We start from the raw sequence: 19,259 nt of genomic DNA on the forward strand, positions 1-19,259 counted from the left end.
AACAAAAGACCATCGAAACACGGCGCTTGCTTCACCGCAAATCGGCCGCATAATCAAACCAACCAGATGAGCCAGATCCTCTCTTAGCTCAGGCGCCCATCTGTCCCAAAATCCCTGACGACGGACAGCCAAGTGAGGCGGAGCAGTTCTCATCGAGAATACAGCAAGACTGGGAGTTGTTTCATCAATCGCAGTGGCAAGAGCGCCATGCCGAAATCGAAGCGATCATTCAGAGAATTACAGCACTGAACCAAGCGAACTCGTATCCAGCTGCCTGCTTGATTGAACCGTTGTTGTCACAAGCCCGTAAACTGGACACAACTTTACTTTCAAAGCTTCCAAAAGACGCCATGGCGCAGCAACATCTGCGAAACATTGAGTTAGTTCAGGGGTTTGTGAAAGCCGCCAAACAAGTGCGTGGGAAGGCTATCGAGGCATTTCAACAGAATGAACTGGCGGAATGGGCAGAGTTCTTTGATACGTTTGAAAGCAACCCTTTGACGCCAGAACAACGCCTGTCCATCGTGACCGATGAAGACGCGACCCTAGTTCTAGCCGGTGCGGGTTCGGGTAAAACCAGCGTGATCACCGCAAAGGCTGGTTACCTGCTAAAATCGGGTATTCGAAAGCCGGAAGAAGTTCTCTTGCTGGCCTTTGCTCGTGATGCCGCCCAAGAAATGAGCGAACGCATAGAAGCAAAATGCGGAGCGCCTTTGGAGGCTCGCACGTTTCACTCTTTGGCCTATGAAATCATAGGGTCAGTCGAAGGCAGTAAACCGGCTCTTGCAGCGCATGCAACCGATGATAAGGCCTTCCTGGCGCTTATTCGTGAAATCCTGGTGGCACTGGTGCGCACCGCCGCAGAGGTTTCGAAATCCATCGTTGGTTGGTTTTCCCATGCCCGCTTGGAGGACAAAAGCGAATGGGACTTCAAAAAGAAGCACGCCTACTACACATACGTGGAAAAGCTGGACCTTCGCACGCTTCAAGGGGAACAGGTCAAGAGCTTTGAAGAGTTGATGATCGCCAATTGGCTCTATAAAAACGGTATCGAGTACGAGTATGAGCCAGACTACGAACACAAGGTTTCCGAGGGAGGATACCGTGACTATTGCCCCGATTTCAGGCTGACAAAAAGCGGCGTCTACATTGAACATTTTGGTGTTCGTCGTGACAAGGAAGGCAACCTAACCACTGCGCCGTTCATTGACCGTAGCGAATATTTGGAAAGCATGGAGTGGAAACGGGGCGTCCATGCCGAACATGAAACCACGCTGGTTGAGACTTTCAGCTATGAACGCTCCGAGGGGCGATTGTTGGATGCGCTTGCCGAAAAAATTGCACCATACGAGACGGTTTCACCCAGATCGCCGGATGTGCTGTTTGATCGGATTGTAGAGCTCAACCAAGCGGACAGTTTCGTTCAGCTGATCGGCACATTCCTGCGCCACTACAAAGGCGGTGGCTATCAACTTGAAGAATGCGCGGCAAAAGGTGAGGCGCTAAAGCTGGGCAAGCGAGCGCAAGCGTTTCTTTCAATCTTCAAGCCGGTTTACACGGAATATCAACAACGATTGGATGGCCGGATCGACTTCGAAGACATGATCCTGCGGGCAACAAAATACGTGGAAACCGGCGAGTACAGGAGCCCCTTCAAGCATATTCTGGTGGACGAATTCCAAGACATCTCGCGCAGCCGAGGTCGATTGGTCAAAGCACTGAAAGCCCAGCACTGGGATGCTCGGGTCTTCGGTGTTGGCGACGACTGGCAGTCTATCTATCGGTTTGCGGGTTCTGACATCAATCTCATGCGGAATTTTGGTGCTGAGTTTGGCGGCGTCTTTGATGGCAAAACAGGGGTCCACCAAACCGTAGATTTAGGCCGCACGTTCCGTTCCATCGATCAAATCGCGCATGCAGCAAAGCGGTTCGTTCTGCAAAATCCAGCCCAATTGGACAAAACTGTCATACCAGCGGGATCGGCAGAAGAGCCTGCGTTGAAAGTCATCCAGACACTGAAATCAGACGAACAAACCAAATTGGCGCAGGCGCTGCGTCCTCTGAACAGCTCCGGCGACCCCGACAAACGAACTTCAATCTTGTTGTTGGGGCGATACCGCTACCTTGCGCCTTCAAACCTATCACAGCTAAAGCGCGACTTGCCCAACTTGGATATCTCGTACCGAACAATTCACGCTTCGAAAGGTTTGGAAGCCGACCATGTGGTGATTTTGAACATGTTCAGGGGACGAACTGGGTTTCCTTCGGAAATCGTGGATGATCCATTGCTGAGCCTCGTTTCACCAGAGGCCGAGCCATTTGAAAATGCAGAAGAACGCAGGGTCATGTATGTGGCGATGACACGTGCGCGCAAAACCGTCACCATGATGGTTTCCGCATCCAAGCCATCATCTTTCGCCACCGAGCTATTGGACGATCCAGCCTACAACACCGTTGGGGCGGAACAGGGTGAAAATCCCCAGCAAATATGCAGTGATTGCGGCGGAAACCTCGTTGCCGTTCCCTTGAAAGATGGACGCGTTCGGTACCGCTGCGAACACACCTCTCTTTGCGGGCATTCACTTGTTGCCTGTGAAGCTTGTGGAACCGGACTGCCGGTGACTGACGCCAAAGCAGGCATCAGCAAGTGTATTTGCGGCGCAGAGTATCCTACATGCCCAAGCTGTGCTGATGGATGGCTCGTTGAGCGAAAGGGCCGCTATGGAGCCTTCTTGGGATGCGTGAACTATCCTAGGTGCAACGGAAAAGCGAAAAAGCGCCGCAAAAAACTTGATTAAATCAGGTTTTTTCACCACCCAAACCGATGATTTCCCAGGAACTCTCTTGCCAAAACTTTCCTCACGAAAGTTTCTATGAGTTCTTACGGGGTCAGATCACCATTCCTCAGCCAACATGATCGTCAGTACTCGACGGGTCTTGCTGAGGTCGGTGGGATCATCTGAACCCAAGTTGTAGTCGTTGTGATAGGCATCAATTTTCCAAAACAGTCGATGCCCATGAAACTCAAGCACGCCAAAATCATGCTCGCCATGCGGGTCATTGTGCTCGGTGAAATCATCGAACTGAGCCGCCCTCTGGATCAGCGTCTCCACGGGAATATCCAGTTGTTTCAACAGGTGGACCACCCCAGCAGTGATAAATCGTTGCCCTGGCACGCTGGGATCGCCCTTGCGGAACGCATCGTTCAGCTGCGCTATATCTGAAGCTGTGGGTAACGCCATTGGGACCTTAAAACGGTTGGGTCCAGCTGCGTTATGGCACTTTGATTCAAAGAGCGACTACTACGTCATGCCAGTCAGGTGCTAACGCTAATCACCATCATCTAAATAACCGCAAGTCATACACTTAGCTCCCTGCCATGGGCCAAGCTGCCCGCAATGACCACAATAAAAACTTGAATGAGGGTTCGGATCACTAGGCTGAAAGCCAATCCCGTGGGGCGCTTTTACCATCCGCATGGCACCACTTTCAAAAACAACAGTATGCAACTGGGTCGCGTGGAACGAAGGTGCTGTTTTTGTGAAAATCCGATCATCATCAGAAGACGGGTTCTCAATCCTAAACTTCTTGATTTCTTGGGCATCAGAAGCAAAGCGTTCGGCGATTTTGAAAATCGTATCCCTTTGAATTTCAGATATCTCAGGAAGATCCTTTGCGCGCATGATGGTGTTGAGTGCCCTTGAGAGCTGACGTTCGGTCACAACTTCGGCAGCCTTTCTCCTTGCAAGATCCGCGAGTTTTACTGTCCTTTGAAGAACGAGTTGCATCATTGGGGTTGGTTCGAAGATGGCCGCCCGCTTTTTCAAATTGCATGATGAACACGCGGGCATCCAGTTTTCGAAAGAATTTAGGTAGAATTCAGAGCCTAACCCAAGAGAACTTAACGCCTGAGATAGTTCCTCCGGCGCATCGAGGAGCTTTTCTGGCAGGATGTGGTCAACGTGAATGCTGTTCAAACTGATTGGTTGGCCACACAGATAACATGTTTGTCCATGTACAGAATAAACCGCATATCGTTCCGCATCGCTAAATTGGTATTTTGACATGCTAGCATCGTTATATTTCTTGCACCGACTTTGTGCATTTTGACTTCTCGGCACAGAATTCCACTCTGGACAGAACTTATCAATATCTGTTGGCGTCGATAGCCCAAAGTGGCAATCTCACCGGATGGACCACAGACATATTTGCACCGCAGGAATGGTGGCTCACCATGGCCTAGTAACCGCACATCAAGCACTTGAAGAGGGCCCTGTATCCTTGAACATGAGGCTGTTACTCATGAGGCATCTAACGATTGAAATCGCGAATATTGCGGATTTAGCAACAGGTTCTGGTGCCCTGTATAAGGCTGACCCCGATCTCGGTGAGCTTCACCGACCAATCCGGAAGCCGTTGGAGTTCTTCAAGTACCTTAGAAATGTGTACGTAGGCCATTTCGTCTCTGATTTGACTGAGAAAACCTTTGAGTGGATGCCCCAAGCGAATGTTTTGCTTGGCAGTGAGGAGCAAGACAAACAGGGCGTGGTCAGCTGGTTTGCATTCGAGACAGCGATCAATACCTTTGCCGATCCTGCAACAGGCCACAAAATCTTCGAGTCAGACACAGACCTGAACTACCCGCCAGACCTCACCAGATTTCTGAACTTCCTAGGTGAGACTGTTCTAGCAGCAATAGCCTATGTCACTCGGCTGGTTTCGGTCACGCGGTCATACATTGATGTTCCCGATTTCGAAAAGGATATGTTTAAACTTGCTATGAAGGCAGGTGAAACCGATTTTGCTGTCTTAACAAAGAAACGCCGCTGAAAAGCGGCATTTCGGAGAGTCTTCATCACGAGGTCACAAGCCGACCATGCCGTGGTTTCATCCAATTAAATCAACGCCCTAACCCCTCATCATCACTCCCAAAGCACCATAAGCACGGCAAGGAGCGTTGGTAACCGACTGTGCTAGAACTGTGCTAGGTGCGCGGCGCGGCGCTCACAACGCATTGTGCTAGTTGATGATTTTGAGACTGTGCTAGCACTGCGCTAGGGTAAAACTGTGCTAAACGGATAGATGACAAAAACAGTAGATTATTTAAACTATTGTTCTTGTTGATTTAAATGGTGCCCGGGGGCGGAATCGAACCACCGACACGAGGATTTTCAATCCACTGCTCTACCCCTGAGCTACCCAGGCACCGGGGAAGGTTTTCACCTTCGGGTTTGGGCGTTTTAGGGCAGCGTCACGGGGGTGTCCAGTGGGAAATCGCAGCAATTTCAGTGCGGGCGTTTGGGGGCGCTTTCGGCTTCGCGCGCGGCCTCTTCGAGGTCTTCTGGGTCCTCGGACGGGATCGCGTAGCTGCCCGATAGCCACTTGGCCAAATCGACATCAGCGCAGCGTTTTGAGCAGAAGGGACGATACTTGGGATCGGTCTCTTTATCGCAGATCGGGCAGCTCATGTCAGAACCTCGCTGAGCGGGACGCGTTCGCGTTTGCGTTGCAGCTCAAAATGGCCCAGCGGCGTCCAGCCGACAAGCGTCGTGTCTACGGCATCTGACTTGAAGGCGGCGCGCAGGGCAACCTCGAACGGTTTGCGGTCGCGCTTGGTCATGGGGGCGAGGTCCATGGTGATCTGGCCACCCAAACCGCGCAGGCGCAGTTGCGTGGGCAGGGCTTTGGCGGCGGCCATATTGGCCTTTAGACCAGCGGCGGGAGAGGTGTCTCCGCCAGTGTTTACGTCCACGGCGATCAAGGCGCGGGTTGGCTCAATAAACATGGTGAAACCGGCGGGCAGGCCCACATGCGCCCGTGCGAGCGTGTCAATGTGATCCAACACCCCATGATCTTCAAAGCAACCAGCATCGGTTTCGATTTGCGCAGGCGCGGTCCATTCGCGCCACGCAACCAGGTGCGGGCCGTCGCCTGCATGGATCAAGGCGGGCGTTCCGTTGGCTTGAGACAACACGTCTTCGGCCAGCGCGCGCATGGCCTCGATATCCTCGGCAATGGCGTCGGCATCGGCTTCGGCGGCAGAAGAGCGCACGATCAAGCCATAGCCGCCCGCATCCATCACCTCATGGGCCGTCAGCAGCAGCGCATCGCGGATGTCGTCATCGCGGATCGCCCGGCTGATATTGATGCCGGGAGCGTCCGGCGTGACGATGGCGTAGCGGCTTTTGAACAGCAGTTTTGGCGTGACGGGCGTGGCTTTGCCCGCCTCGGCATGGCCGGTGACCTGCACCAAGAGCGTGTCACCGGGGGCGGCGCCATTGACGCCACGCAAGAAGCCCTTGTGACCATCGCCCAAAGACACGATCACCCCGCCCTGCCCTTTCATCTGACGGCCCACTTCGGCGCGGTAGATAGAGCCAGGGATAGGGCCGGACGCCTGTGCGACGATCAGATCTTCCAGCTTGCCATCGACCATCAAGGCCGCGGCTTCGCGGTCACCGATATGGTCCAAGGCGATCAGGCGGCCTTTCATGGGCGCTCTCCATAAACGGGGTAGCCAGCGGCGGTCAGAAGCTGGGCGGTTTCAGCCACGGGCAACCCCATGATGGCGCTGTAAGAGCCTGATATCCAAGGGATAAACGCACCAGCCGGGCCCTGGATGGCATAGCCACCAGCCTTGCCTTGCCAGTCATTGCTTTGCAGGTAGCTGTTCAGTTCAACGTCACTCAGCCGCTTCATTTTGACCGCAGAAACAACGTCCCGCTCCCACAGCTGATCGCCTAATTTTACGGCAATTGCGGTAATGACCCGGTGCCGCCGTCCGCCAAGACTGCTTAAAAATTGTGCAGCTTCGCCAATATCGCGTGGCTTGCCCAGAATACGCCGACCCAACGCAACGGTGGTGTCCGCGCAGAGCACAACCTCATCGGCGGCTGCCTCAACGGCTTGCGCTTTCTCGCGGGCCATCCGCGCGCAATAGGGGCGCGGCAGTTCAGCCTTCATCGGGTCTTCATTTATATCGGGCGCGCGCACGGCATCAGGCACCAGCCCCAACTGCGCCAGCAATTCCAACCGGCGCGGGCTGCCTGAGCCTAAAACCAGCTTCACGGTTTACTTGAAACGATAGTTAATCCGACCCTTGGACAGGTCGTAAGGGGTCATTTCGACCTGTACTTTGTCGCCTGCCAGAACGCGGATGCGGTTCTTGCGCATCTTGCCTGCCGTGTGCGCGATGATCGTATGGCCGTTCTCCAGCTCGACCAGGAATGTCGCGTTCGGCAGGAGTTCCTTAACGACACCGGGAAATTCGAGCAGTTCTTCCTTGGCCATGGTCTCTCCATTATGACAACAGCCCCAACCGGGGCCAACGCCGCACTAAATGCGGTGGGTGGCTTGGTTTTTCAAGGGAAATCGTGAGATGACGCCGCTGCAAACACACTATTTGGCAGTTGGAGCGCCCCATTTCTCAAGAATGTGGCCCTTGATCTGATCGCGGGCCTGCCGGTACGCGTCCAGTTTGGCCTCGCGGGTTTCGCCAAGGCCGGTCGGGTCAAGGATCGGCCAATATTGCACATCCAGATGATAAAGCCGGGTCAGCTCCAACGCGCGGCGCTGGCTGGCGGGGGAGAGTGCGACAATCAAATCAAAAGAGGACAGGTCATCGCCCCACTCCTCCATCTCGTCAAAAGATCGCGTGCGGTGACGCGACAGCTCGATCCCCAGCTCGTCGCAGACGGCGACAGAAAAGCCATCAATCTCCATCTCGCCGCGCACGCCTGCGGACTGCACATAGGTCGTGTGGCCATAGAATTTCTTCATCATGCCCTCGGCCATAGGCGAGCGCACGGCGTTGTGGTCACAACAAAACAGCACCGATTGGGGGAGGCTGTCAGACACTGCGCTCAGGCTCCGAAATGAAGCACACAGATCAGGGTAAAGAGGCGACGAGCCGTGTCGATATCGACCTCTGCCTTGCCCTCCAGCCGCTCTTGCAGCACGCGCGCGCCTTCGTTGTGGATGCCGCGGCGGGCCATATCAATCGTCTCGATCTGGCTGGGGGGCATGGTTTTGACCGCCTCGAAATAGCTTTCGCAGATGGCGAAGTAATCCTTAACCACCTGCCGGAACGGCCCCAGGGACAGATGAAATTCCGCGGCCTTCTCATGGCCTTCCGTGGTCACATCAAAGACCAGCCGCTTCTCGCGGATCGACAGGCCGACATGATAGGGTCCTTCTGGCACCGGGCGGTCGTCGCGCTCTGGCAGCTTGAAGGAGTTATCCTCCAGCAGGTCAAACATCGCCACTTTGCGCTCTTGTTCAATCTCGGGCGTGGGGGCGGGCAGATTGCCGTCATCCAGTTCGATATGGGCGATGCGGGTCATGGCGTTAACTTTCGTTCAGACGATCAAGGCGGGCGCGGACAGACAGGCCGTGCGCCTCAAGGCTTTCAGAGGATGCCAGACGTTCAGCCGCCGGACCAATGGCGCGCAGGGACGCAGGGGTCATTTTTGCCAGCGTCGTGCGTTTCATGAAATCAAGCACTGACAACCCGCTGGAAAAGCGCGCAGAGCGGGCGGTGGGCAGGACGTGGTTGGGGCCGCCGATATAGTCGCCAATGGCTTCGGGCGTCCACGCGCCAAGGAAAATAGCGCCTGCATGGGTAATCTTGGCAGATAGCGCGTCGGGGTCTTCGACGCACAGTTCCAGATGTTCAGGCGCGATGCGGTCGGAAAGTTGTGCGGCCTCATCAAGGTCCTGCACCACGATCACCGCGCCGTAATCGCGCCAGCTGGGGCCTGCGATATTGCGGCGCTCCAATGTTTCGAGCTGTGCCTCGACCGACGCGGCAACGGCTTGACCGAACGCGGCGTCATCGGTGATGAGCAACGATTGCGCGCTTTCGTCATGCTCGGCTTGGCTGAGCAGATCCGTCGCGATCCAGTCGGGGTCATTGTGCTTGTCCGCGATCACCAGGATCTCGGACGGGCCGGCAATCATGTCGATGCCCACCTTGCCGAAGACCCGGCGTTTCGCAGCAGCGACATAGGCGTTACCCGGCCCGGTGATCTTGTCGACGGGCGCGATCGTCTTGGTGCCGTAAGCCAGTGCTGCGATCGCCTGTGCGCCGCCGATGCGGTAAATCTCGTCCACGCCTGCGATTTTCGCAGCCATAAGCACCAGCGGGTTCACGACGCCATCGGGTGTTGGCACGCAAATCGCCAAACGCTCGACACCGGCCACTTTCGCCGGAATGGCGTTCATCAGGACCGAAGACGGATAGCTCGCAAGCCCGCCCGGCACGTAGAGCCCTGCGGCAGACACAGGCGTCCAGCGCCAGCCCAAAGTCGCGCCGGTGTCGTCTTCCCAGCTTTCATCGCTGGGCTTCTGGCGCGCGTGATAGGCGCGGATACGCTCTGCCGCCAGTTCCAGCGCCGCGCGATCCTGCGCATCGACGCGCGCGCATTCGGCGTCAATTTCCTCTGCCGTAAAGTGCAACTCCGGTGCCGTGATCTTTAGCCGATCAAACCGCGCTGTCAGCTCCAGCACTGCCGCATCGCCGCGCGCGCGCACATCTGCAATGATCGCGGCGACGGTGTCGTCCACGTCGGGGCTGTCTTCGCGCTTGGCGGTCAGAAGCGCCGCGAAGGCGGTCTCGAAATCGGCGTCCGAGCTGTTGAGAAATACGGGCATGGCCCCTCCGGTCAGTCTGTCAGGTCAGGCGTCGGGGTGGCCCGGAGCCTGCTTAGAGGGCGCCACATAAGGCCGTGTGACATCTTTCAAGACCACGTTGAGGCTTTCGACCTCAAGCCCGATGGCCCCGTCGCCTGCGAGGGTCAGTTCCAGCCGCCCGGTGCCGTCATCGCCGGGCGTGAAGGTCAGCGCGAGGATCGACAGGATCGTGTCGGCATCGCCCTTGGTGACGCCTTGGCTTTGCACCTTCGCCACGTCCTCGATCAGCAGCACCGCTTGGACACGCTCAAAGTCGCGCCCGCGCCGTTCGGCTTGCGGCACGTCTTCCCAGCGAAACCGGTTCAGCAGAATGGCAAAGCGGCGATCTGCGGCGAGCCATTTGATCTCGGACGCGGGAAACACCGCGTCTTGCGCCAAGGACGAGATGACCTGCAGGTCTTCCACATCCGCCGCCATGAGCCGCAGCGGGCGTTCACCGCCCTCTTCAAAGGTTGCGTCTTGGGTCATTGTCCCTTGATCCGTTCGATTTGAGCACCGCAGGCACCCAGTTTTTCCTCAACCCGCTCGTAGCCGCGATCCAGATGGTAAACGCGGTTCACAACCGTCTCCCCTTCTGCTGCAAGCCCTGCAAGGATCAGCGAGACCGAGGCTCGCAGGTCAGTTGCCATCACCGGCGCGCCTTTGAGGCGGTCGACACCGGTCACCGTGGCCGTGCCGCCTTGCACGTCAATCTGCGCGCCCATGCGGATCAGTTCGGGTGCATGCATGAAACGGTTCTCGAAGATCTTTTCCTCCAGCACCGATGTGCCCTCCGCCGTGCAGAGCAGCGCCATCATCTGCGCTTGCAGGTCGGTCGGAAAGCCGGGGAACGGTTCGGTCGTGACATCTACCGCGCGCACGCGGCCGTTCTTTTGCGACACCTTCAGGCCTTTCGCGGTTTCCTCAACGGAAATGCCTGCTGCATCGAGCTTTTCGCAAAACGCGCCAAGCAGGTTGATCTTGCCGCCCAGACACGTGACTTCACCGCCGCAAATCGCAGGCGCAAGCATGTAGGTGCCCAGCTCGATCCGGTCGGTTACAACCGGATGGGTCGCGCCATGCAGGCGGTCAACGCCCTGAATGGTGATCTCAGAGGTGCCCTCGCCCTCGATCTGAGCGCCCATCTTGCGCAAGCACTGTGCCAGATCGACAATCTCAGGCTCCCGTGCGGCGTTCTTCAGAACCGTCGTGCCTTTGGCCAGTGTCGCCGCCATCAACGCGTTCTCAGTCGCGCCCACGGTAACAAACGGGAACTCCACCACGCCCCCTTTCAGACCGCCCTGCGCCTTGGCATGCACATAGCCGTCTTTCAGCTCTAGCTTGGCCCCCATGGCTTCCAGCGCCTTGAGGTGCAAATCCACAGGCCGCGCGCCAATTGCGCAGCCACCGGGCAGCGACACAATCGCATGCCCGTCCCGCGCCAGCATCGGCCCCAGCACGAGGATCGACGCGCGCATCTTGCGCACGATGTCATAATCGGCAGTGTGGTTGTCGATATTGTGCGAGGACATCGCCAGAACCTGCCCGTCCTGCATCGAGGTCACTTCCGCCCCAAGCGACTGCAACAAGGCCGTCATGGTCTTGATATCGCTGAGCCGTGGCGCATTCGTCAGCGTCAACGGCTCTTCGCTCAGCAAGGTCGCAGGCATCAGCGTCAGACAGGCATTCTTGGCCCCCGCGATGGGAATATCCCCGTTCAGCGGGCCATTTCCCGTCACCACAATCGAATCCATCTAGCTGCCCTTTTCGCCTGTCTCGTCTTTATCCGAAGCTGCCCTGGCCCGCGCCTGCGCTTTGCGTCGCGCCATATTCGCCTTGAGCGCCGCTTTGAGCCTGTCTTCGCGGGTTTCGGCGGGTTTCTTAGGTGTAGACTTGTCGGATTTCCGCTCCATGAAGGGTCTTTATCGCAAGGCTCAATCGGGGTCCAGATTGCGCTTGCACCAATTGCGCGAAGACGCTAATCAGCCGCCCACGGCGCTGTGGTAGCTCAGTGGTAGAGCACACCCTTGGTAAGGGTGAGGTCGAGAGTTCAATCCTCTCTCACAGCACCATCCCTTCCTCTTCCAGCTTTGCTGTAGCTCCTCGGCTGGCGTTCGGTCTCGACTGTCGCGTTTGGCTGCGCCAAGCCTCTGAGTCGAGAGTTCAATCCTCGCTCACAGCACCATCCTCCTCCCCATGGCCCAAAAGTCTTCAGCCCTCCGGCTCAAGCCAGCCTTGGTAATGCACGATCAGCGCGCCTGTCACCGGAGCTTCGATGCGCACGTCAAAAACAAAACGTCCGTCACGTTCAGTTTCCAACGCGATGGAGCGCGGCAGGAACGCCGCAGGCAAGGGCAGCCAGCCCAGCCGCGCGCCCGTCACGGGGAAATGCAGCGCATCCTTGCGGATGAAAAGGCCAATGCGAAACGTGATCCAGCCAAACCGCTCGGTCATCTGACCGTCCTTGATGCGCAAGGTGGACCGGAACGCCGCGCCATCGAAGATACGTTCCCATTCTTCTGTCGCGCCGACCCGGCGCATCGTCACCTGCACTGGTGCGTTGTCATTGGCTTTGGGAAAGCGAAACAGCCGCGCGATCAAGCGCGCCGTTAGCCGAGTTCCGCGCGTAATCCGTGCATATCCGCGATAGCGGTGCACGTCCCGCAGATCATGTGCCGCGCGCACTGACGTGGGCAGAGTGACGTAGGATGCCCCCAGAACCTGCGCGAAAAGCGGCGTCATCCGACCAACCGCGCGCGCAAACTGTCGCTTGGCAGATCACACATCCGTCTACGTCCAAAGAGCCGGTAGCGATTGCGCGCGATCCAACTGTAAAGCCCGGAACGCAAGGGCCGCGGCAACACCTGCAGGAGGCGCAGCGCATGGCCTATTCCGCCAGTGCGCCGTCCCAAGCGGATCATCGCATCAAAGCCGTCATGGGCCACCCCATCCTCGATAAAAAGCCAACTGTCAGGTGCAGTCGCACGGAGCCCGTAATGCGCAAGCAACGCGCGTCCCAGCGCTGTCTCGATCGTTGCGATCCGGATCTCTTTGGCATGGTCCAACCGGTCGATCATCCGCGCGCCAAAGGCACATAGCGCGCAATCCCCATCCATCACAGCCAGCGGGGCGCGCCAGTCAAAGTCCGGCACAGACGGGTCGTCGAGGAAGGAATAGGGCTGTCTCATGGGATGTCACTTAGTGCGCGACGGCCCATCCGACCATTGCAAATGATGCGGCTATGCAGCCCAGTCCCAAGGCCGTGTAAAGCTGCCCAGCGCGTCACCCACAGCGGCGTCATCCACGTCGCCTGTCTTCTCCAGATAGGCTACCAACCCGCGTTTCTTGTCTTCGATCACTTGCGAGACACGCGCGTTCAAACCCGCATCAGCCAGCGTCGCATCATAGACGCGGGTAATGGCACGTTTGCGCAGATCGGGTTTGAAGACCTTGCCAACGGCCGTTTTCGGCAATTCATCCAGAACTTCGATATGGCGCGGCAAGGCGGCGCGTTCGTGGATATGGTCTTCGGCATAGGCCTTTAAATCGGCCGGCGTGACCGACGCCCCGGCCACCAGTTCAACGTAAGCACATGGGATTTCGCCTGCATAGGCATCCGGCTGACCGATGGCACCGACCATGGCGACAGCGTCATGCCCGGCCAGCGCCTCTTCGATCTCGGCAGGATCAATATTGTGGCCCCCGCGAATGATCAGATCCTTGGCGCGACCGGTGATGAAGATATAGCCATCCGCATCAATGCGCCCCAGATCGCCTGTGCGCAGGAAGACGCCTTTGTGAAAGAGATCCTTGTTCTTGGCCGCTTCGGTATAGGTCGAGCCTTCGTAGACCCCCGGATTGTCGATACAAATCTCGCCAATTTCATCAACGCCGCATTCGACAGGGCCATCAGGCGTGTCGTTCAGGATTTTGACAGTGGTATGGGGAAAGGCAAAGCCGACAGAGCCGATCTTCTTGTCGCCCGACGGCGGGTTGCACGACACCAGACACGTCGCCTCGGTCAGCCCGTACCCTTCGACAACGCTGACACCTGTTGCCTCTTCAAAACGCCGGAAAAGCTCAAGCGGCAGCGGGGCCGAGCCGGAAAACGCTGTTTGAAGGCTGTCTACATTTGCATCGACCGGGCGCTGCATCAAAGCAGCCATTGCGGTCGGCACGGTGATCATGAACGTAACCTGCCAACGCTCGATCAGCTTCCAGAAATTGTCGAACACACCATCCCCGCGATAGCCTGCAGGGGTTGGGAAGACGACATGCCCCCCCGAAGCGATCATGCTCATCAGGATGGGATGGCAGGCAAACACGTGAAATAGCGGCAGCGGGCAAAGCACCACGTCCTTCTCGGTAAAAAGCAGCCTATGCCCGATCCAGCCGTTATAGATCATGCCGGAATACTTGTGCTGCGCAACCTTGGGCATGCCCGTGGTGCCGCCGGTATGGAAATATGCAGCAACCCGGTCCCCGGCGCTATCTGCAAAATCAAGTGTCTTGCTTTGCCGGTCCACCGCCTTGGTGAAATCATGCACTTTGGCCTTATGTGTCACGGGGTTCTTGGGCCGGATAAGCGGCACGATGAACTTCTTCAACCCGGTGAGATAGCGCAGCAGATCCACCTCGATCACATGCTCGACATCGGGCGCAAGCGCGACGGCCTTGGCCGCTTTCTGTGCTACGTCCGTCTTGGGAAACGCCTTGAGCGTCACCAGGACCTTCGCCTTGGTTTCCCGCAGGATGGAGCCGATCTGCTCAGCCTCCAGCAGCGGATTGATCGGATTTACGATCCCCGCAATCATGCCCCCGATCAGGGTGCAGACGGTTTCATTCGCGTTTGGCAAAAGGTAGGCCACCGTATCGCCCTCACCCACGCCGAGACTGCGAAAGAGGTTGGCGCATTGCACGGATCGCGCGTGAAACTCGGTCCATGTCAGGGTCTCTGCCGGGTCAGAGGCACCCGACATCAGCTGGAATGTGACGGCCGGACGCGCACCATGGGCGTCCTTGGTGGCGGTCATGAACTGATACATCGTGGCGGGCACATCGCGTGCCTCCCACGGCATTTCAGCTTCAATCGCGTTCAGGTCCTCGCGCGATGTAAACATCCCAATTCTCCTCCCTATGCCCTTTTCGGGCCTTGTTGGTCAGAAGGTGCAGGTTGAAGCCCGCGCGCGCAACCCGTGACGCTGCGAAAAAGGACGCCGGGGAAAAGGTATTTGAAGACAAAAGAAGCGATCCTCGCGTAAAGGACCGAATTAAGGTTAACGCGCCGCGGCCCCTTTCTTTTGTCTTTAAATACCTGAAAACCCGGCCCCAGCAGAAAGCGAGATCGCTTATTCGGCAGCCATACCTTCGGTGAACTGCAACCGGGCCAGGCGCGCATAAAGCCCGCCTTGTGCGACCAATTCATCATGCGTGCCAGTGGCCACAATGCGCCCGTCATCAAAGACAATAATGCGGTCTGCGGTTTTCACAGTGGCCAGACGATGCGCCACAACCAGCGTCGTGCGGTCTTGCGACAACCGTTCGACCGCGGCTTGCACAGCGGCTTCGCTTTCGGCATCCAACGCGCTTGTCGCCTCGTCCAACAGCAGCACCGGGGCGTCGCGCAGGATCGCACGGGCGATCGCGATGCGCTGTTTTTGCCCACCCGACAACATCACCCCGCGCTCGCCGACAAACGTGTCATAGCCATCGGGCAGCGCGGTAAGGAAATCATGGGCGGCAGCGGCCTTGGCAGCCTCTTCAATCTCGGCATCTGTTGCATCGGGTCGGCCAAAACGGATGTTGGCGCGGGCTGTATCGCCGAAGATGATCGGCTCTTGCGGCACCAGCGCGATGGACTGTCGGAACTCGGTCCGGGCGAGGTCTTTCAGATCAAGCCCCCCCAGAGTGATCTTGCCCGATTGCGGATCAAAAAAGCGCAGCAGCAATTGCGTGACCGTCGATTTGCCCGCGCCAGAGGGGCCAACCAAGGCCACGGTTTCACCTGCTGCAACCGTGAAAGACACGTGATCCAGAGCCGCTTGTTCAGGCCGTGCCGGGTAGCTGAACGTCACATCATCAAAGACGATCTCGGTCGCCGCTTCGCGCGGCAGCGATTTGGGCGTCGCGGGGTCTTGCACGGAATCCACGGCGGCCAGCAACTCCATCAACCGTTCGGTTGCGCCGGCAGCGCGCTGCAGTTCGGACCACAGTTCGGACAAGGCCGCGGTCGAGCTGGCGACGATGCCTGCATAGAACAGGAATTGCACCAATTCACCGGCGGTCATTGCATCGCTGCGCACGTCGCGCGCGCCGATCCACAACACGCCCAGAATACCGGAAAACACCACGAAGATGATGATCATCGTGATCAGCGCGCGCACCGAGATGCGTTTTTTGGCGGATGAATAGCTGTCTTCGGTGATCTGTGCGAATTGCGCGCGGCTGGGGCTTTCATGGGTAAAGGCCTGTACGGTTTGCACCGCCTGCAGCGCCTCGGAGGCGTTGGCCGACGAGTTTGCGACCAGGTCCTGGTTTTCGCGGCTCAACACGCGCAAGCGACGGCCCAAGAACAGGATCGGCAGAATGATCACCGGCACGATCAGCAGCACCAGACCGGTCAGCTTGGCCGACGTCCACAACATCAAGGCCAGACCGCCAAAGAACAAAAGGATATTGCGCAGGAACCACGAGACCGAGGACGACACAACCGTGAGGATCAGCGTGGTATCCGTGGTAATGCGCGAGAGCACCTCGCCCGTCATCAGACGTTCGTAATAGGCCGGGCTCATCGCGATCATCCGGTCAAAGACCGCCTTTCGGATGTCTGCCACAACCCGTTCGCCCAGCCGGGTGACGATGTAGTACCGCAGGGCTGTCCCAAGGGCGAAGACAGCAGCAATGCCAATCGCACCCAGAAAATACGTATCGAGGATTTCAACGTCGCCCGCGCCAAACCCGTCCACAACGCGGCGCGCGGCAATGGGCAGGACAAGGGACACACCCGCTGTCAGAAGCAGCGCCATGACCGCAAGGACCAGATATCTGCGATACGGCGTGAAAAAGGGCAGCAGGTTCTTGAGAATACCGACTTTCTTCGAACTTGCGCGCTCTTCGCTGTCGGTCTTTGGTTGTTTCGCCACGGATCATCCCTGTTTCGTTGGTCCGCCGAAAATGTCGGCTTTCGCGGTCGGGGGTCAAGGGACGCACTGACGCGGTCTGCTTATTGGAGCGGGTAGCGGGAATCGAACCCGCACCTTAAGCTTGGAAGGCTCTTATGATACCATTTCACCATACCCGCTCGTCAGATCAGCGAGGTATGACATCGCCTTCGGGGCGTCAAGACAGGACACCGCGCAAGCCTTCATAATTCTGCCGTTTTGTTTTGGTTTTCGTTGCCTCGTGACGCGTTCGCCCCTAGATTGGCGCCCAAAGATGTCACGCTAAGATGACGGGTAGGTAATGAGCATTAACTATGAAAAGACGCCTGAGGCGTTCTTTTTCGCACCGGGTGTAGACCCAGGTTTTTACGTCAAAAAAACACCAGACTGGACATGGCGCGAGATGCCGCAGGGCAATATCGTGGGATATCCGATCAGCGCCTATGACCATCTCAACGAGATGATCGCGACCCATATCCGTAACCATGACCGGCTGCGTAAATTCCGCGCGCCCGTGATGTTTAATACGGTGCCGATCATCGCCGATGATGTGCGATTTTCCCATTCGTTCACCGCGATCGGCGGGAAGTGGTTTCTGAATGGCGCATCAGGCACGCGGCTGCGCAACCGCTACGTCTGGAAGAATAAGGACACCAATCCTCAGGTCGATGACGATGTGATCGCGCATCTCAAAGCGCTTCATGAAGACGACCGCACGAAGGCTCCCCTTCCGGTGTTTGACAAGGATATCCGCGATCTCGATTTCGCCATTGATTGCCGCAATACGTTCAATTTCTATCACTTCCTGACAGAAACCCTGTGCCAGCTTTGTTTGCTGGATGATCTCGATTTCAGGGGCGATATCCTGATCCATTCGCCCAGCAAGGGCGTGCGTGACTTTATCAAGGACTGGGTCAAGGCGCTCTTTCCGGAATATAAGGGTCGGATCAAATTCCGTCGCAGCCCCAAGCGCTATGAGCGCGTTTTAAGCGCGTTCAACATGCGCCATTTCTATCACCAGACCTCCGAGCAGATGATGCCCTCGCTGGATGCGCTCGCTCCGCGTGGCTGGGTCTGGCGGCGGCGCGAGGCGGATCGCAACAGTCAAGCCATGTTGGCGATGAACTCCTGCGACGTGATGCTGACCCGGCTGCGGGCGCGTGCGCTGGACAAGATCAGGGATATGCAGACAGACCACCTGCCCAAGCGCTTTTGGGTGGCGCGCGCCGCGACTGGCAACCGCAACCGCGAGATGCGCAACGAGGACAAGCTGATCGAAGCGCTCCGCCCGCACGGGTTTCAGGTCATCTATTTCGAGCACCTGAAGCCGCTTGAACAAGTGGCGATCATGGCCAATGCCGAAATCATGATGTCCTATCATGGCGCCGGTTTTGCCAATATGCTGTTTGCTGGCCCCCAGACCCACTGTATCGAGGTCGGCAACCTGCAATCTGCGTTGCACCGTTGGGGCGATTTCATGCCCCATGCGCTTGTTTCGGGCTGCGCCTATCGCAATTTCTTCGCCGATTTCAACACCGACACGCCCGATGTCGTGCCCAGTATACTGACCGAAGGTCTGGTGCCCGTGGCCCTGTCGCTGGACGGCGTGATGCGCATGGCGCGCTATGTGGAATTGCTGACGGCAAAGAACGCCTTGCCGATGTCTGATGCAGAGCTTCTGGCGACCACGAAAATGCTGAGCGATCTTAAGGAACGGCGCGCGTTGCGGGTACTGCTTGAGCCCAACCAGCACCGTTTCGCGCTTGACCCGGATATCTGGGCCGCGTGGGCCTCATGCTGCGAAGAGATTGAGGATTTTGAGGGCGTGTTCGATGCCCTGTCCGAGGTTTTTGCCCGCGCCCCCCAGCGCTTTTGGGTGCTTGAGCGTTTGATCTGGCTGACCAAGCGCCTTGACCGGGTCGATCTGGCCCCGAACCTTCTGGCCCAGCACGCGGCCCTGTTCCCCCAGCGCCACGACGCGTTCCGTTCGAAACTGCGGTGGTATCGGGACGTTGAAAGCGCCTGAGCCGCGTTATCCTTGCGCTTTGATTGACCGCAGGAACAGCCCGATACCGCCCACCAGCAGCACCAGAATGACGATCAGGTCAAACGCGCTGATCCGCGCGAATTGCAGCGTGATGTTTGAGATCACACCGAAGATCATCGCAAGAAGCGCGCCACCTGCCAGCAACCAGCCCAGCCAGTTGCGCGCGTTGTAAAAGATCATGCCGATGCCAAACATGAAGGGGATCAGCACCATCCCTGTGGTCACGCCAATCCCACCAACCGAAAACGCGACCATGCCAAAGCCGAAAACCGGCTGCACCACTATGTTTTCCAGCAGCAGATAGCCACCACCGATCATCATCGCCACCGCGATCAGAAACTGCCCTGTGCCGCCTTGTGTCCCGCCTGCACCCATTGCTCTCG

The 19,259-nt window shown here is 57.5% G+C and carries 20 protein-coding genes and 3 tRNA genes; 4 read left to right on the forward strand and 19 right to left on the reverse strand.

The annotated features are described in order from the left end of the window. Positions 1–176: 176 nt before the first annotated feature. Complete coding sequence (locus KUW67_RS16135) at positions 177–2,798, forward strand: UvrD-helicase domain-containing protein (RefSeq protein ID WP_255596854.1); 2,622 nt, start codon at positions 177–179, stop codon at positions 2,796–2,798. Positions 2,799–2,894: 96 nt separating this feature from the next. Here KUW67_RS16135 and KUW67_RS16140 read toward each other — a convergent pair whose 3' ends face one another. Both KUW67_RS16140 and KUW67_RS16145 read right to left on the reverse strand, forming a co-directional pair. Further along, complete coding sequence (locus tag KUW67_RS16140; protein ID WP_224826364.1) at positions 2,895–3,242, reverse strand: DUF3768 domain-containing protein; 348 nt, start codon at positions 3,240–3,242, stop codon at positions 2,895–2,897. Between the two features lie 87 nt (positions 3,243–3,329). Then, positions 3,330–4,067, reverse strand: coding sequence for a hypothetical protein (locus tag KUW67_RS16145; RefSeq protein ID WP_224826365.1), 738 nt, complete (start codon positions 4,065–4,067; stop codon positions 3,330–3,332). Positions 4,068–4,302: 235 nt separating this feature from the next. Between KUW67_RS16145 and KUW67_RS16150 the strand changes: the two genes are divergently transcribed. Next, positions 4,303–4,830, forward strand: a complete 528-nt coding sequence (locus KUW67_RS16150) for a hypothetical protein (RefSeq protein ID WP_224826366.1) — start codon at positions 4,303–4,305, stop codon at positions 4,828–4,830. 300 nt (positions 4,831–5,130) lie between these two features. Here KUW67_RS16150 and KUW67_RS16155 read toward each other — a convergent pair. The 11 genes from KUW67_RS16155 to KUW67_RS16205 form a co-directional block, all read right to left on the reverse strand. After that, positions 5,131–5,205 (reverse strand) — tRNA-Phe (locus KUW67_RS16155). An 80-nt stretch (positions 5,206–5,285) separates the two neighbouring features. After that, the gene (locus tag KUW67_RS16160; RefSeq protein ID WP_224826367.1) at positions 5,286–5,468 is read right to left on the reverse strand and encodes a DNA gyrase inhibitor YacG; all 183 of its coding nucleotides are present in this window, start codon (positions 5,466–5,468) and stop codon (positions 5,286–5,288) included. Beyond that, on the reverse strand, positions 5,465–6,493 hold the full coding sequence (locus KUW67_RS16165; protein WP_224826368.1) for a ribonuclease E/G: 1,029 nt from the start codon (positions 6,491–6,493) through the stop codon (positions 5,465–5,467). Before KUW67_RS16165 ends, KUW67_RS16160 begins: the two co-directional genes overlap by 4 nt. Then, positions 6,490–7,068 (reverse strand): nucleoside triphosphate pyrophosphatase, encoded by a 579-nt coding sequence (locus tag KUW67_RS16170; protein ID WP_224826369.1) that lies wholly within the window; start codon positions 7,066–7,068, stop codon positions 6,490–6,492. The genes KUW67_RS16165 and KUW67_RS16170 overlap by 4 nt, the downstream gene beginning before the upstream one ends. Positions 7,069–7,071: 3 nt before the next feature. Beyond that, on the reverse strand, positions 7,072–7,290 hold the full coding sequence (infA, locus tag KUW67_RS16175) for a translation initiation factor IF-1 (protein ID WP_224826370.1): 219 nt from the start codon (positions 7,288–7,290) through the stop codon (positions 7,072–7,074). A gap of 108 nt (positions 7,291–7,398) precedes the next feature. Then, positions 7,399–7,857 carry a low molecular weight phosphatase family protein gene (locus KUW67_RS16180; RefSeq protein ID WP_224826371.1) on the reverse strand — a complete coding sequence of 153 codons (459 nt, stop codon included), beginning with the start codon at positions 7,855–7,857 and terminating at the stop codon, positions 7,399–7,401. 5 nt (positions 7,858–7,862) lie between these two features. After that, positions 7,863–8,342: a UPF0262 family protein gene (locus KUW67_RS16185; protein ID WP_224826372.1), complete on the reverse strand. Its 480-nt coding sequence runs from the start codon at positions 8,340–8,342 to the stop codon at positions 7,863–7,865. A gap of 4 nt (positions 8,343–8,346) precedes the next feature. Then, positions 8,347–9,651 (reverse strand): histidinol dehydrogenase, encoded by a 1,305-nt coding sequence (hisD, locus tag KUW67_RS16190; RefSeq protein ID WP_224826373.1) that lies wholly within the window; start codon positions 9,649–9,651, stop codon positions 8,347–8,349. Positions 9,652–9,675: 24 nt separating this feature from the next. Then, complete coding sequence (locus KUW67_RS16195) at positions 9,676–10,158, reverse strand: DUF2948 family protein (protein ID WP_224826374.1); 483 nt, start codon at positions 10,156–10,158, stop codon at positions 9,676–9,678. Then, entirely contained in the window at positions 10,155–11,423 is a 1,269-nt protein-coding gene (gene murA / locus KUW67_RS16200; RefSeq protein ID WP_224826375.1) for a UDP-N-acetylglucosamine 1-carboxyvinyltransferase, read from the reverse strand. The genes KUW67_RS16195 and murA overlap by 4 nt, the downstream gene beginning before the upstream one ends. Then, the gene (locus KUW67_RS16205) at positions 11,424–11,582 is read right to left on the reverse strand and encodes a hypothetical protein (RefSeq protein WP_224826376.1); all 159 of its coding nucleotides are present in this window, start codon (positions 11,580–11,582) and stop codon (positions 11,424–11,426) included. Between the two features lie 84 nt (positions 11,583–11,666). Between KUW67_RS16205 and KUW67_RS16210 the strand changes: the two genes are divergently transcribed. Next, positions 11,667–11,741, forward strand: a tRNA-Thr gene (locus tag KUW67_RS16210). A 139-nt stretch (positions 11,742–11,880) separates the two neighbouring features. Here KUW67_RS16210 and KUW67_RS16215 read toward each other — a convergent pair. The 5 genes from KUW67_RS16215 to KUW67_RS16235 all read right to left on the reverse strand — a co-directional run bounded on the left by KUW67_RS16215 (position 11,881) and on the right by KUW67_RS16235 (position 16,969). After that, positions 11,881–12,411, reverse strand: coding sequence for a DUF4166 domain-containing protein (locus KUW67_RS16215; protein WP_224826377.1), 531 nt, complete (start codon positions 12,409–12,411; stop codon positions 11,881–11,883). Further along, the gene (locus KUW67_RS16220; RefSeq protein WP_224826378.1) at positions 12,408–12,857 is read right to left on the reverse strand and encodes a thiol-disulfide oxidoreductase DCC family protein; all 450 of its coding nucleotides are present in this window, start codon (positions 12,855–12,857) and stop codon (positions 12,408–12,410) included. Before KUW67_RS16220 ends, KUW67_RS16215 begins: the two co-directional genes overlap by 4 nt. Positions 12,858–12,908: 51 nt before the next feature. Continuing rightward, entirely contained in the window at positions 12,909–14,789 is a 1,881-nt protein-coding gene (locus KUW67_RS16225) for an acyl-CoA synthetase (RefSeq protein ID WP_224826379.1), read from the reverse strand. Between the two features lie 228 nt (positions 14,790–15,017). After that, on the reverse strand, positions 15,018–16,811 hold the full coding sequence (locus tag KUW67_RS16230; protein ID WP_224826380.1) for an ABC transporter transmembrane domain-containing protein: 1,794 nt from the start codon (positions 16,809–16,811) through the stop codon (positions 15,018–15,020). 84 nt (positions 16,812–16,895) lie between these two features. Beyond that, positions 16,896–16,969 (reverse strand) — tRNA-Gly (locus KUW67_RS16235). Between the two features lie 161 nt (positions 16,970–17,130). Between KUW67_RS16235 and KUW67_RS16240 the strand changes: the two genes are divergently transcribed. Then, complete coding sequence (locus KUW67_RS16240; protein ID WP_224826381.1) at positions 17,131–18,855, forward strand: glycosyltransferase 61 family protein; 1,725 nt, start codon at positions 17,131–17,133, stop codon at positions 18,853–18,855. 6 nt (positions 18,856–18,861) lie between these two features. Here KUW67_RS16240 and KUW67_RS16245 read toward each other — a convergent pair whose 3' ends face one another. Next, positions 18,862–19,251 (reverse strand): hypothetical protein, encoded by a 390-nt coding sequence (locus KUW67_RS16245; protein ID WP_224826382.1) that lies wholly within the window; start codon positions 19,249–19,251, stop codon positions 18,862–18,864. Between the last annotated feature and the right edge of the window lie 8 nt (positions 19,252–19,259).

It is taken from the genome of Cognatishimia sp. MH4019, assembly GCF_020177595.1.
Classification (GTDB): domain Bacteria; phylum Pseudomonadota; class Alphaproteobacteria; order Rhodobacterales; family Rhodobacteraceae; genus JAHTBL01.